The following is a 13,220-nucleotide window of genomic DNA, read 5'->3' as shown; positions in this document are numbered from 1 at the left end:
ACAGCCGCCGCGGAACGGTCCACCACCGGACGCCGCGAAGCCACCCCCACCGGCCACTGCACGAGGGGTCCCCAACAGCCGCCGCGGAACGGTCCACCACCGGACGCCGCGAAGCCACCCCCACCGGCCACTGCACGAGGGGTCCCCAACAGCCGCCGCGGAACGGTCCGCCGCTGGACCGCCCAATGCCGTGTCCCGCGGTCGCCCTCGACCGCGCCGCTACCAGCCGAGCGTGCCGGGGCCGCCCTTGATCGGGCCGGTGATGTCGCTGGTGAGCCAGCCGCCGTAGAAGTCGCCGGGCTGGGGTGTGACCCGCTCGCCGTCGACGGTGCACTCGTCGAACCTGGACGGGTAGAACGCGAGCATGCCCCGCAGCGCCTCATACCCCTGTGCCGGCTCCTCATACGACCACGCGCCGTCGGTCACCCCCGCGACGTCCCAGTAGGTGGCGACGCCCTTGAACTCGCAGAATGTCCGGCGCGGCGTCTGCCGGACAGGCACCGCCACGTCGGCGGGCGGCACGTAGTACACCGGCGGGTGCGACGTCTCGAGCACCCGCACCGCACTGTGCGTGTCGACCACGATCTGCCCCGCGTGCCGGACGACGATGTGCCGCGCCGTCGGCTCGACCCGGGGAGGCCGCGGATAGTCCCACACCGACTCGCTCATCCCCTCAACCATGCCTCCATCATGCCGCCCGGGTACGACAGAAAACCCGGTAGCGTGCGGAAATGGCGACCGACTGGGCGGCCGTCCTCCGCGAGCTCAACAGCGACGTGTGGCAGCCGCTCCGGGTTCCACACGCTCGCCCGGAATGTCGACCGGCGCTGGCGTGTCGCGGTGGACCACGACACCGACGACGGCGGGCCGGTCGGCGACAGGGCGTTCGACGCCGCCGTGGCGGAGGGCGACGTGGCGGAGGGAGACGTGGAGCGCTTCACGGGCTGAGGTGTCGCAGCCACGCCGCGACGGTGGAGACGTCGTCGCGGGTGAGGCCGTGCCGGGCGTCGACGGCGTGCAGCAGGGCCGGGGCGGGGTGGTGGGTGGCGACCCAGTCCCGGTCGGCGGCGCCGATCTCGTCGTCGAGCCAGGCGAACGGCCGGCCGGCCGCGAAGGCGACGAGCCCGGGCGTCTTCCAGTGCACCCGGCCCGGCGGGTCCTCGCCGGGGAAGTCCACCACCGGCAGCGCGGGCAGGCCGAGCAGCGGGGCGACGACCTCGTTGGCGTCATCCATCCACGTGGTGGCCCAGACCAGCTCGCACGGCAGCGCCCCGAGCCAGGTGCCGTGGGCGGGGTCGAGGCGTGCCAGCAACGGGTTACCGGCGTCCGCCGAACTCAACGAAGAAGAACCGCCGAACGGGAGCAGCGGACCGTCGACGTCGAGGAACAGCACGGGCCGCACCCGTGCAGCATAGCCGCGAAGCGAGGCGGGACAAGCGAACCGAACCACAGAAACGTCAGACGATAAAACCTATCGGATTAGTATGTGTTTGACGTCACAGTCATCTATGCGTGGCGATGTCCGAGTCGGTACGTTGCTGACATGCACCGGAGTCAACGCCTCATTCGGCGCCGGTTCGTCGACTTCCAGCGGGTGTGCAGCAGCGCCTGTTGATCCGCGCCGAGGTCGACGCCGATCCGCGCGAATCCCCGTTCGTTTCCCAAGCGGCCCAAGGCCGCTCCCCGGCCATGCCCGCACCCGCCGAAGGGTGCGCGGTCGTGGCCGCCTGCCCTGGAGGAGAAGTCATGTCACCGCCGTCCCAGCCCGCCGTCGGCCGCCGCGCGTTCCTCGGCACCCTGCTCGGCTCCGCGGCCGCCCTCGGGCTCGGCGCCTGCGCCGGCGACCCAGCCGGCGATGCCCTGGCCGCCGCCGCGCCCGTGCCGACCGAGGTCGACCGCGCCACCGCGCTCACCATCTCGATCCGCCGCACCCGCATCCAACTCGAAGGCGCCGGGCTGATCGACCAGCTGCCGTTCACCGTCAAGGAGTGGGCGAACCTCGAGGCGGGCCCCGACGTCATCCAGGGCTTCCGGGCCAGGTCCGTCGACCTGGCCAACAATGCCGGGGTGCCGCCGATCCAGGCCCGCGCGATCAACTACGACGCGAAGATCGTCGCGGTGCAGACGGTGCCGAAGCCGATCTACAAGTTCGCCACCGTGCCGGGCGCGAACATCAACGCGCTGAGCGACCTGCGCGGCAAGAAGATCGCCTTCTCCCAGGGGCAGGCACAGGGCGTCGTCGTGCTCCGCACGCTCAAGGAGCTCGGACTGTCCACAAAGGACGTCCAGCTGATCGCGCTGACCAGCAACCAGTTCTACACCGCGCTGCAGAGCAAGCAGGTCGACGCGGCCATCCTCGCCGAGCCGAGCCTCACCAAGTACCTGGACCAGTACGGCAAGGACGGCGCCAAGGGCCTGGACATGAACGCCGTGGACTACCTGTCCGTGCTGTGGGCGCCGACGGAGGTGCTGCAGGACAAGGCGAAGGCCGCCGCGATCCGCGGCTTCATCCCGTTCTGGGTCAAGGGCAACATCTGGGCGTGGGAGCAGCAGGACGCATGGATCGACCGGTACTACGTCGCGGACCAGAAGGTGACGAAGGCCGACGGGCAGCGGATCCTCGCCGCGACCCCGCGCCCGGTGTTCCCCACCAGCTGGGACAGGGCCATCGCGTGGGAGCAGGAGACGGCCGACCTGCTCGCAGCCGGCGGTTTCGTGCCGCAGGTCAAGGCCGCGGATCTCTTCGACCGCCGCTTCGAACCGGTCGCGTCCGAGGCCGCCGGCGCCAAGTACCAGGCGGAGGCATGACCCTCGTCGCGGCGCGGCCGGCGGTGAAAGCCACCGCACGAACCAGGAAGCTCGGCGTCGGCAGGCCCATCCCGTACGGGCGGATCCTCGGCCCACTGCTCGTCATCGGCGTGTGGGCGGCGGCGTCCGGCGCCGGCGTGCTCGACCCGCGGGTGCTGCCCGAGCCGTGGACGGTCGTGTCGACCGCGCGGCGGCTCATCGCCGACGGGACGCTGCAGTCCAGTCTCGCCATCTCCCTGCAGCGCGCCGCGCTCGGCTTCGCGGTCGGCGCGGTCGCCGGGATCGGGCTGGCGCTGGTCGCCGGGCTCAACCGGATCGGCGAGGCCGTCGTGGACGGCTGGATGCAGGTGCAGCGGTCCGTGCCGACGCTCGGCCTGATCCCGTTGATGATCCTGTGGCTGGGCATCGGCGAGGAGTTCAAGGTCGTCATCATCGCCGTCGTCGTCGCGGTCATCCTGTACGTGCAGGCGTACGCCGGACTCACGGGCATCGACAGCCGCTACGTCGAACTCGCCGAGACCGTCCACCTCGGACGCGCCGCGTTCATCCGCAAGGTGATCCTGCCGGGCGCGCTGCCCAACCTGTTCGTCGGGCTGCGCCTCGCCGTCACCGGTTCATGGCTCTCGCTGGTCGTCCTCGAGCAGATCAACGCCACCAGCGGCATCGGCTACCTCATGTTCCAGGCGCAGAACTACGCCCAGACCGACGTCATCGTCCTCGGTCTCATCGTGTACGGCGTCTTCGGCTTCGTCTCCGACGCGCTGCTGCGCATCGTCGAAAGGAGGGTCCTGTCATGGCGGCGGACGTTGAGCAGCTGACCGCGGCGGTCCAGGTCTCGAACCTGGTCCGGAGCTTCGGTGACCGGCCGGTCCTGGACCGGCTCGACCTGAGCATCGCACCGGGGCAGTTCGTGGCGCTGCTCGGGCGCAGCGGCTCCGGCAAGAGCACCCTGCTGCGGGCCCTCGCCGGCCTCGACCACGACGTGCGCGGCAGCGGCGGCATCGCGGTGCCGGAGCAGGTGTCCGTCGTCTTCCAGGACTCGCGGCTGCTGCCGTGGCAGCGGATCCTCGACAACGTGCTGCTCGGCCTGGACGGTCCGGGCGCCCGGCAGCGGGGCATCGCCGCCCTCGCGGAGGTCGGCCTCGCCGGACGGGAGCGGGCCTGGCCGATCGAGCTCTCCGGCGGGGAGCAGCAGCGCGCCGCGTTGGCCCGTTCGCTGGTACGGGAGCCGCAGCTGCTCCTGGCCGACGAGCCGTTCGGCGCCCTGGACGCGTTGACCCGCATCAAGATGCACGGGCTGCTCAAGGAGCTGTGCGCCCGGCACCGCCCGGCCGTCCTGCTCGTCACGCACGACGTCGACGAGGCGATCGTGCTCGCCGACCGCGTCGTCGTCCTGGACGGCGGCCGGATCAGCGTCGACGAGGAGATCGAGCTCGACGAGCCGCGCTCGCACCGCGACCCGGCATTCCTGCGCTACCGGTACCAGCTCCTCAACGCCCTGGGGGTCGACGCACAATGAGCAAACAGCTGCACCTCAACGCGTTCCTGATGGACGTCGGGCACCACGAGGCGGCGTGGCGGCTGCCCGAGACCGATCCCCTCGCGCCACTGAACGTCCGGCACTACCAGGACCTCGCCCGCACCGCCGAGCGCGGCCTGCTCGACTCGCTGTTCCTCGCCGACTCACCGGTGCTGTGGGGCGGCCGGATCAGCCGGCGGCCCGCGGTGGCCCTCGAACCCACGATCCTGCTGACCGCGCTCGCCGGCGTGACCGAGCACATCGGGCTCATCGCGACGGCGTCCACCACCTACAACGAGCCCTACAACCTGGCGCGCCGCTTCGCCGCGCTCGACCACGTCAGCGGTGGCCGGGCCGGCTGGAACATCGTCACGACCGCCGGCCTGGACGCCGCCCGCAACTTCGGCCTCGACGAGCTGCCCGCGCACCGCGACCGGTACGAGCGGGCCGCGGAGTTCGTCGACGTGTCGCTGAAGCTGTGGGACAGCTGGGACGACGACGCGGTCGTGGCCGACAAGGCCGCCGCCGTGTGGGGCGACGACGGCCGTCTCCACCCGCCGGCGCACGTCGGCACGCATTTCCGGGTCGCCGGCGCCCTGGACTCGCCGCGTTCACCGCAGGGCCGTCCGCTGCTGGTACAGGCGGGATCCTCGGAGAACGGCAAGGGCTTCGCGGCCCGGTACGCCGAGGCGGTCTTCACCGCGCAGCAGACGCTCGCCGACGCCCAGGCGTTCTACGCCGACCTGAAGCGGCGGGCCGCCGCGCTCGGCCGCGACCCGTCGGAGGTGAAGATCCTGCCCGGCATCGTGCCGGCGATCGGCTCGACCGAGGCCGAGGCGCACGCCCTGGAGGAGGAGCTGGACAGCCTCATCCACCCGGAGCACGCCCGGCGGCAGCTCGCCGACATCCTCAAGGTCGACCCGGAGGACCTGCCGCTGGACCGGGAGCTGCCGGCCGACCTGCCCGACGAGGACTCGATCGAGGCGGCGAAGAGCCGCTACACGCTGGTGGTCACCCTGGCCCGCCGGGAGCGGCTCACGGTCCGCCAGCTCATCGGGCGGCTCGGCGGCGGTCGCGGGCACCGCACGTTCGCCGGCACGCCGGAGCAGGTCGCCGACGCGATCGAGCACTGGTTCACCAACGGCGCCGCCGACGGCTTCAACATCATGCCGCCGGTCCTGCCCCGCGGCCTCACCGACTTCGTCGACCACGTGGTCCCGATCCTGCAGCGCCGCGGCCTCTTCCGCACCGAGTACACCGGCCGGACGCTGCGCGACAACTACGGCCTGCCCCGCCCGGCGCCCCGCCGCCTCACCCCGGTGTGAGCAAATGGGTCACGGGCTGTTCAGCGGCGGATCGGGTGGAGGCGGATCATGCCCCGGCTGTCACCGGTGGCGAGCCAGGCGCCGTCGGGGCTGAAGGCGAGGGCCTGGATCGGGGCGCCGGTCGGGCCGGTCGTGGCGATCCGCCGGTGGGTGCGGGCGTCGAGGAGGACGACCCGGCCGGCGGCGTCGCCGGAGGCGATGAGGGCGGCGCGCTGGTCGTACCCGAGCGACGTGATGCGCGCGGTGTGGCCGAGGTCGCCGGCGGTGGCGGTGAGCGTGCCGGCGGCCGGGTCCCAGAGCTCGATGAGGGCGGTGCTGCCGGTGAAGGCGGCGACCGCCAAGGTCCGGCCGTCGGGGCTGAACGCGAGCCGGGTCGCGGGGCTGGTGGTCAGCGCCGCCAGGCGGTGCCGGCCGTCGACGGCGTGGACCTCGACGGTGCGGTCGTGGGCGAACGCGGCCCACCGGCCGCCGGGGTCGAGCACGGCGTCGGCGGCCGAGCCGGCGGCGGGGCCCGGCGTGCTGCCCAGGGTGCTCTCGGGGGTGCTCGCCGGGGTGCTCCCGGGGACGCTTTCCAGGGTGCCGAGCTCCGTGCCGGCGGCGAGGTCCCACAGGCGGTAGCTGCCGCCGGCGAAGCCGACCGCGATCGGGGCGCCGCCGCGCTGGAACGCGATGTCGGCGATCCCCGCGGTCGGGCGCACCGCACCGGTGGTCGGCGGGACCGCGGTCGTCGCGCCGGTCGCGGTCGCGGCGTCGGTACGCCATGTGCGACCGCACTCGTAGCCGCCGGTCGCGAACGTGCTGCCGTCGGGGCTGAACCGCACCGCGCGGACGGGGTTGGTGTGGCCGGTGAGCGGGTCGCCGCGCTCGACGTGGCCGGCGACGTCCCAGAGCCGGACGGCCGAGTCGCCGCCGCCGGACAGCAGGGTGGCGCTGCCGGGGGCGAACGCGAGGGCGAGGATCGCGCCGCCGTGGCCGGGCAGCTCGGTGGCGGCGCCGAGCCCGACGGCGGGTTTTCGCTCGGCCGGTTCCCGGACCCGCTGCGAAGGGTCGGGCCACCATGCCGCGACGGCGGCGACCCCCGCGACGAGGACGGCGAGGGCCGCCCACACGCCGCCGCGGCGCACCCAGTCCGCGACCGTGCGCGGCGGCCCGGCGGGCGGGGCGACCGGGTCGATCACCGGTTCGCTCTCCCAGCCGGGCTCCGACAGCGGCAGCGGTTCGAACACCGGCCCGTCGACCGGCAGGCGCGGCTCCGGCAGCACGACGGTCGCCGGCTCGGGCAGCACGAGCCCCGGCGGCAGCGCGTCGAACGGCACCATCGGCACCACGTCGAAGGGCACGCTCGGCCGCCGCTGGCCGGGGATGTGCGGGTCCAGGCGCAGGTCCAGGCGCGGGTCCAGGGGCGGGCGCGTGCGCAGGCTGCCGGCGGCGACCACGAGCTCCGGATGGTCCAGGACGCTCGGCGCGATGCGGGTCGCCCGGTGCAGCAGCGTCGCCGCGAGCGGCACCCGCGAGCCGCCGCCGACGAGGAACAGCCCGGCGATCTCGTCGGTGTCGATGCCGGCGGTACGGAGGGTCCGCAGCGTCACCTCGACGGTCCGCCGCAGGTACGGCAGCGCGAGCGCCTCGAACTCCTCCCTGGTCACGTGGATCGTCGCGGCCGCGACCGGGATCCGCAGGTCGCCGGTCGCGTGCCGGGACAGCTGCTCCTTGACCGCCCGCGCGCCGTGCCACAGCTGGTGGCGGGCCTCCTGGTCCGGCTGGGTCTGCGGCCGGTCCAGCCGCTGCCACACGGTGGGCCCCGCGGTCTCCCGGGCCAGGCCGACGACGGCCGCGTCGAGGTCGAGCCCGCCGACGTCCGCGATCCCGGCCGACGTGACGACCTCGAAACCGCCGCCGGTCGACCGGACCGCGCTGATGTCGAACGTGCCGGCGCCCAGGTCGTAGACCACGAGACACTGCCCGGGCGGGAGCTCCTGCCGCAGGGTGCCGGTGAGGTACGCGGCGGCCGCCACCGGCTCGGGCACGAACCGGACGGCGCCGAGCCCGGCCCGCTCCGCGCTCTCGGCGAGGACGGCGAGGCGGGTCGGTCCCCACGTCGCCGGGTGGGTCAGCACCACGGTCGGCGGTGGCACGCCGGTGGACCGTTCGGCCTCCACGGCCACCCGGCGCAGGACGGCGGCGACCAGGTCGACGACGGTCACCTCCCGCTCGCCGAGCAGCACGGTCCGCTCGTCGACGCGGCGCTTCGGGTTGGGCTCGTACGCGGCGGGGAACGCGACCGCCGCCCGCTCCGCGTCCGCGCCCGTCAGCAGGTCACCATCGGGTGCGGCGAACACCGCCGAGGACAGCAGCGGGCTCGCGTCGAACAGCAGCGGCCGGGCGACCCCGTCGGCGCCGGCGAGCATGGCGACGGTGGTGGAGGTGCCGAAGTCGATGCCGAGCCCTGCCGCGCCATCCGTCACCACCCGATGACCTTACGAAGTCATGGCTGTTCAGCGGTACACACGAACGAGGTACCCGTGGATGCTTGTCCGGCGAGCCGTTACGCTCTGCGTCTTGTCGCTCCCCCGCCGACAGCGAAGAGGCAGGTCTTGGACGAACAGTTGCGCCCGCCGGCCGCGCCGTACGCGGCGCCCTTCGTGCCTGGCCCTCCGTCGGGCCTTTCGCCGGGCGCTTCGTCGGACCTGGCATCGCTGAGTGGGGTCCGGGGTGACCGTCTCGCCCAGGCCGCGGCGCAGGCCGGGCAGGCCGCTCAGGTCGCCGCACAGGCGGCGCAGGTCGCGCAGGCCGCGGCGCAGGCGGCTGCGGTCCGGGTCGCCGGCGCGGCCGGGACCGCGACCCGGCACACCGTCGCCGGCGCCAAACGGGCCGCGAGCAGCGTCGGCCGGTTCTTCATCGGGATCGGGTACTTCTGGCGCGGGCTCGCGCTCTTCGTCCGCAGCCCCCGGCTGTGGCTGTGGGCACTGCTGCCGGTCGCGCTGACCGCGGTCTGCCTCCTCGGCGTCGAGAAGGGCGTCTCGATGGTGATCGACGCCGCCGTCGACTGGCTGCTCGGGTTCGTCGCCAGCTGGCCGTCGGCGCTGCGCTGGGCGCTCGGCTGGCTCATGCGGTGGGCCGCCGAGACCGCGTTCCACCTGCTCATCACGGCTCTGACGGTGCCGGTGACGATGTTCTTCGGCGCGTTCTTCCTGCCGTTCATGACCCGCCGGGTGGTCACCCTGACCGGCGGCGGTGTCACCCCGCCGTCCTGGTGGCGGGCGTCGCTGGTGTGCCTGCGCCAGACCGCCGTCGTGACGCTGGTCCTGCACGCCGGCTGGCTGATCTGCCTGCCGTTGCTGCTGCTGCCCGGCTTCAACGTCGCCGTCGCGTTCGGGGTCGGGCTCTTGTTCAACGGCTTCCTCGTCGGGGTCCTGGTGCTCGCCGTGTCGCTGCACCACCACGGCGTCCACGGCGCGGGGCAGCACCTGCGGTTCGCGTGGCGGCACCGCTCGTACGTCACCGGCTTCGGCATGATGAGCATGATCGCGCTGATCCTGCCCGTGCTGTCGCTGCGGTTCCTCGTGATGGTGCCGATCCCCGAGATCTTCGCCGCGCCCGGCGCCGTCCTGTACCTGGTCACGGCGCCCGCTGTACTGGTCGGCGCGGTCCTGCTGCACCGCCGGATCCTGGCCTCCATGGCGCCCCCGCAGCCGGTCGATCCGGCGCTGCGGTACGGTCAGCGCCATGTCGGCAGTGGCCACCTTCACCTCCCTCAAGGCAGCTTCGGTCCCTGAGTTCACCCGCGACCCCGCGGCCGTGCTGGAGAAGCTCGGCACGCCGCTGCGCGTGTCCTTCGACTGGTCGGCCTACGTGATCCTGCCGGTGCTGGAGCTGCTCGGCGACCGCGGCATCACCCTGCACACGTCCGAGCACGACCAGCTGCTCCACGACGTGCCCGAGGACGACGAGTGGTTCACCGTGCTGCTCACCCCGCAGCACCGCGCCTTCCTGCCGCGCCTCGACCCCGACACCTTCGGCGACGCCGAGTTCCGCGACCGGTTCGCCGAGGACCGCATCGAATTCGGCCTCGCCGAGGCGGGCGCCGCCGGCCGCGACGTCATCATCCTGCTCCACGACTGCGTCGCCGACGTCGCCGACGACGAGGTCATCGTCATCCGCATCGGCTGAGGTCCGTTCACCGGTACCGCAGCGCGTAGCTGACCGTCAGCACGAGCCCGCAGGCGATCACCGCCACCCGCACCGCGCCGGGCGGCATGACACCGGCGACGCGCCCGCCGAGCCATCCGCCCACCAGCGCCGGTCAGCATCACCGGGTGGTTCGGCCCGCGACGGCCCTTGTGCAGCGGTCGCGGGCCGTGGGGAACGCCCGGGTCAGCCGAGGGAGGGGTCGCTGATGCTGGCGGAGCCGTTCTCCAGGTGTCCGGCGAAGACGCGGACGAAGCTGCCGGCGGTGACGGTGATGTCGTACCAACCACCGGCGTCGCGGGTGTCCACGTCGGCGTACTTGCCGTTGCCGTGAAGTCGAACCGGCCCGGCGTAGACGTCGGTGACGGTGACTTCGGCGGCACCGTGTAGGGCGTTGATCTCCACTCGGAGCTTGCCCGAGGCGCCCAGCGGTCGCAGGGTGACGGCGACTCTGTCGCTGTGGGTGTCGCCGGCCAGTTTGCGGAAGAAGCCGTTGGGGCCGTGCAGGTGCACCTCGTACGCGCCGGAGACCGGCAGCTGGGCGGCGAGCTGGTGGCCCGCGCCCACGGTGTAGCTGTGCGGTTGTCCGGCCGGGGTAATCAGCCGGGCCTGGAGATGCGCACCCAGGGATCCGCTGTTCACGATCGTGAGATCCAGCGGGTTGCCGGGCTTCTCGACGACGTTCAGGTTGTATCCGAGCGGCCGGGCCGGGCGCGTACCGGGCTCCTGGGTCGGCATCTTCGAGCCGGCCGGACGGGGCGGGTAGTAGGTCTTGTGCCGCAACCGGTCTTGCGGCTTCATCGCCGAGGTGTCTGGCAGGGCCGCCAGTCCGGTGACGCCGCGGGAGAAGTCGAAGGCCGAGGTCAGATCGCCGGCGACGGTGCGCCGCCAGGGGGTGATCTGCGGTTCGGCGATACCGAACCGCTGTTCCAGGAAGCGGATCACCGAGGTGTGGTCGAAGGTCTCGGAGCAGACGTAGCCGCCGGTGGACCAGGGTGAGATCACGAACATCGGTACCCGGGGGCCCATGCCGTAGGGGCCGGGCTTGGCGCGGCTGCTGCCGGGGTAGAACTCGTGCTCGGTGGAGACTGTGGAGGCGCCGGGGACGATCGGGGTGTTCGGGTGCGGTGGCACCAGGTGGTCGAAGAAGCCGTCGTTCTCGTCATAGGTGATGAACAGCGCGGTCTTGGCCCACACGTCGGGGTTGCTGGTCAGGGTGTCCAGGACCTTGGAGATGTACCAGGCGCCGTAGTTGGTGGGCCAGTTGGAGTGCTCGCTGAACGCCTCGGGGGCGGAGATCCAGGAGACCTGGGGCAGCCGGTCGGCTTTCACATCGGCGGCGAGGATCTCGAAGTAGTCCTGGCCCTTCTTGTTCTCGGTGCCGGTGCGGGCCTTCTCGTACAGCGGGTCGCCGGGCTGGGCGTTGCGGTAGGCGTTGAAGTACAACAGCGAGGTGTCGCCGTAGTTGCCGATGTAGGCGTCGTTGTCCCAGCCCCAGGAGCCGGCGGCGTTCAGGCCACTGCCGATGTCCTGATAGATCTTCCACGAGATCCCGGCCGCTTCCAGGCGTTCGGGGTAGGTGGGCCAGTCGTAGCCGAGTTCGTCGTTGTACAGTACCGGTCCGCCGCCCTTGCCGTCGTTGCCGGTCCAGCCGGTCCAGAGGTAGTAGCGGTTGGGGTCGGTGTTGCCGACGAACGAGCAGTAGTACGCGTCGCAGATGGTGAACGCGTCGGCGAGCGCGTAGTGGAACGCGGCGTCCTGGCGCAACAGGTAGGCCATGGTGGTGGGTGTCTTGGCGGGGATCCACCGGTCGTAGTGGCCGTTGTTGACCGCGTTCTGGCCGCCCGGCCACGCGTGGTCGAGGCCTTGCAGGAATGCGGCGCCCAGGTCGTCGACCTGTGGGTGGAAGGGGAGCACCTCGCCCTTGCTGTCCGCCTGGTGCCAGACGGACTTGCCGGAGGGAAGCTGCACCGGGTGCGGGTCGCCGAAGCCGCGGACCCCGCGCAGCGAGGCGAGATAGTGGTCGAACGAACGGTTCTCCTGCATCAGAATCACGACGTGCTCGACGTCCATGATTGTTCCGGTGCTGCCCTGCGGGGCGATGGCCGCGGCCCGCTGGACGCTACCGAGCAGGCTGTAGGCCAGACCCGCGGCGGAGGCCGCGCCGGTCAACTTCAGGAATCGTCTACGATCGATGTCTGCCACGGTAATGCCCTCTCGATGACGACTGTGCGGCACGACGTTCCTCGCCGAAGATCAACCCCGGGTTGCCGGTTCGTGGCGGGTCACAGAACAGGGGGCAGCCGTGCGCGACCGGGCCACGCCGAACCGCGACATCAGCGGCGCCGGGACCGCGCGGACTGCCTGAGCGCCGTGACGGCCGGCTCCACCAGCGGGTCGCGGCGGTCGGACCGGTACAGGGCCAATACCTGGCGCGAGGCCGGCTCGGCGTCCGGCCCGAGGACTTGGCGCAGCTCAAGGCCGTCGTTGACACCGCGGGCGAGCACTGGCACGATGGCGACCCCGAGGCCGGCCCGGACGAGTTCGCGAACCACGTTGTAGTCGTTGCTGCGGAAGGCGATGCGCGGATCGAACCCGGCATCGGCGCAAAGGCGCACCAGGTTGCGTGAGCCGGCGGAGCCTTCCTTGCTCGCGATCCACTGCTCGTCGCCGAGATCAGCGAGGCCCCAGTCGACGCGGGCCGCGACGGGGTGCACCCGGCTGATCATGATCATGAGCGGGTCGTCCTGCAGCGGCACCGCCGTGAGCCCGGCCGGCCACGACCGCGGGACGAGCGGGTATTGGTACACGACGGCGATGTCGATCGCCCCGCTGAGCAGCGCGGGCAGCAGCTCGTCCGGCTCTCCCTCGTCCAGCAGGACCGCGACCTCGGGGTGGCGGCGCAAGAGCCGGGCCAGCGCCGCTGGGACGATGCTGGCACCGGCGGTGGGGAAGCTCCCGAGGTGGATGACGCCCGATGCCCCCGCGGCGAGCGCGCGGGCATCGCCTTCCACGGACTCCAGCTGACTCAGCAGGCCGACGCTGCGCCCGGCCAGCCGATGGGCGGCCGCCGTGGGACGGACGCTGTGGGGTCCCCGCTCGAACAGCACCACGCCCGCCGCCCGTTCCAGGGCGCTCATCTGCTGCGAAACGGCCGAGGCCGTGTATCCCAGCGACTCCGCGGCGGCAGCGAACGAACCACTCCGCACCACCTCCGCGAGGGTGCGTAGGTGATGCACGTTCAGCATAAGCAAACCTTACGCTGACGACGCCGAGCTCGTCGGCTCCGAGTCTTCCCCGAACCCGCCGGAGACTGAGAGCGTGGCCGGACGAGCAATACCGTTGGAGGCTGGACGATGCGCGACGGGAGCACCGGCGAC

The 13,220-nt window shown here is 72.3% G+C and carries 11 protein-coding genes; 6 read left to right on the top strand and 5 right to left on the bottom strand.

The features are described 5' to 3' along the window. Nucleotides 1–219 precede the first annotated feature (219 nt). Complete coding sequence (locus ACFY3L_RS45020; RefSeq protein ID WP_389339351.1) at nucleotides 220–681, bottom strand: DUF427 domain-containing protein; 462 nt, start codon at nucleotides 679–681, stop codon at nucleotides 220–222. Between the two features lie 256 nt (nucleotides 682–937). After that, nucleotides 938–1,393 carry an HAD domain-containing protein gene (locus ACFY3L_RS45015; protein ID WP_389339427.1) on the bottom strand — a complete coding sequence of 152 codons (456 nt, stop codon included), beginning with the start codon at nucleotides 1,391–1,393 and terminating at the stop codon, nucleotides 938–940. Nucleotides 1,394–1,746: 353 nt separating this feature from the next. Between ACFY3L_RS45015 and ACFY3L_RS45010 the strand changes: the two genes are divergently transcribed. Genes ACFY3L_RS45010 through ACFY3L_RS44995 form a run of 4 tightly spaced genes read left to right on the top strand, consistent with a single transcriptional unit; the run spans nucleotide 1,747 to nucleotide 5,652 of the window. Then, the gene (locus tag ACFY3L_RS45010; RefSeq protein WP_389339349.1) at nucleotides 1,747–2,808 is read left to right on the top strand and encodes an ABC transporter substrate-binding protein; all 1,062 of its coding nucleotides are present in this window, start codon (nucleotides 1,747–1,749) and stop codon (nucleotides 2,806–2,808) included. After that, a complete protein-coding gene (locus ACFY3L_RS45005; protein WP_389339347.1) occupies nucleotides 2,805–3,626 on the top strand; it encodes an ABC transporter permease in 822 nt (273 codons plus the stop codon). Before ACFY3L_RS45010 ends, ACFY3L_RS45005 begins: the two co-directional genes overlap by 4 nt. After that, nucleotides 3,602–4,327: an ABC transporter ATP-binding protein gene (locus tag ACFY3L_RS45000; protein ID WP_389339345.1), complete on the top strand. Its 726-nt coding sequence runs from the start codon at nucleotides 3,602–3,604 to the stop codon at nucleotides 4,325–4,327. The genes ACFY3L_RS45005 and ACFY3L_RS45000 overlap by 25 nt, the downstream gene beginning before the upstream one ends. Then, complete coding sequence (locus tag ACFY3L_RS44995) at nucleotides 4,324–5,652, top strand: LLM class flavin-dependent oxidoreductase (protein WP_389339343.1); 1,329 nt, start codon at nucleotides 4,324–4,326, stop codon at nucleotides 5,650–5,652. The genes ACFY3L_RS45000 and ACFY3L_RS44995 overlap by 4 nt, the downstream gene beginning before the upstream one ends. A gap of 20 nt (nucleotides 5,653–5,672) precedes the next feature. Here the strand turns inward: ACFY3L_RS44995 and ACFY3L_RS44990 are convergent, their stop codons facing one another. After that, complete coding sequence (locus tag ACFY3L_RS44990; RefSeq protein WP_389339341.1) at nucleotides 5,673–8,120, bottom strand: Hsp70 family protein; 2,448 nt, start codon at nucleotides 8,118–8,120, stop codon at nucleotides 5,673–5,675. Nucleotides 8,121–8,246: 126 nt separating this feature from the next. Here ACFY3L_RS44990 and ACFY3L_RS44985 point away from each other — a divergent pair, with 126 nt between their 5' ends. Together ACFY3L_RS44985 and ACFY3L_RS44980 are read left to right on the top strand one after the other, a co-directional pair. Further along, nucleotides 8,247–9,428, top strand: coding sequence for an EI24 domain-containing protein (locus tag ACFY3L_RS44985; RefSeq protein WP_389339339.1), 1,182 nt, complete (start codon nucleotides 8,247–8,249; stop codon nucleotides 9,426–9,428). After that, complete coding sequence (locus tag ACFY3L_RS44980; protein ID WP_389339337.1) at nucleotides 9,379–9,822, top strand: hypothetical protein; 444 nt, start codon at nucleotides 9,379–9,381, stop codon at nucleotides 9,820–9,822. The genes ACFY3L_RS44985 and ACFY3L_RS44980 overlap by 50 nt, the downstream gene beginning before the upstream one ends. 204 nt (nucleotides 9,823–10,026) lie before the next feature. On the opposite strand, the gene ACFY3L_RS44975 is transcribed toward ACFY3L_RS44980, so the two are convergent. Continuing rightward, a complete protein-coding gene (locus tag ACFY3L_RS44975) occupies nucleotides 10,027–12,045 on the bottom strand; it encodes a phosphocholine-specific phospholipase C (RefSeq protein WP_389339335.1) in 2,019 nt (672 codons plus the stop codon). Between the two features lie 131 nt (nucleotides 12,046–12,176). Then, nucleotides 12,177–13,088, bottom strand: coding sequence for a LysR family transcriptional regulator (locus ACFY3L_RS44970; protein ID WP_389339333.1), 912 nt, complete (start codon nucleotides 13,086–13,088; stop codon nucleotides 12,177–12,179). Nucleotides 13,089–13,220 lie beyond the last annotated feature (132 nt).

The organism is Dactylosporangium sp. NPDC000521 (assembly GCF_042898305.1).
Classification (GTDB): Bacteria; Actinomycetota; Actinomycetes; order Mycobacteriales; family Micromonosporaceae; genus Dactylosporangium.
The sequence above is the reverse complement of the archived record's forward strand: the minus strand, read 5'-3'. Positions and strand labels throughout refer to the sequence as shown.

Excerpts from the sequence above, each read along its gene's own strand:
- ACFY3L_RS44995 (WP_389339343.1), top strand. The coding sequence starts at position 4,324 with ATGAGCAAACAGCTGCACCTCAACGCGTTCCTGATGGACGTCGGGCAC.
- ACFY3L_RS44980 (WP_389339337.1), top strand. The coding sequence starts at position 9,379 with ATGTCGGCAGTGGCCACCTTCACCTCCCTCAAGGCAGCTTCGGTCCCT.
- ACFY3L_RS44970 (WP_389339333.1), bottom strand. The coding sequence starts at position 13,088 with ATGCTGAACGTGCATCACCTACGCACCCTCGCGGAGGTGGTGCGGAGT.
- ACFY3L_RS45020 (WP_389339351.1), bottom strand. The coding sequence starts at position 681 with ATGGTTGAGGGGATGAGCGAGTCGGTGTGGGACTATCCGCGGCCTCCC.
- ACFY3L_RS45000 (WP_389339345.1), top strand. The coding sequence starts at position 3,602 with ATGGCGGCGGACGTTGAGCAGCTGACCGCGGCGGTCCAGGTCTCGAAC.
- ACFY3L_RS45010 (WP_389339349.1), top strand. The coding sequence starts at position 1,747 with ATGTCACCGCCGTCCCAGCCCGCCGTCGGCCGCCGCGCGTTCCTCGGC.
- ACFY3L_RS45005 (WP_389339347.1), top strand. The coding sequence starts at position 2,805 with ATGACCCTCGTCGCGGCGCGGCCGGCGGTGAAAGCCACCGCACGAACC.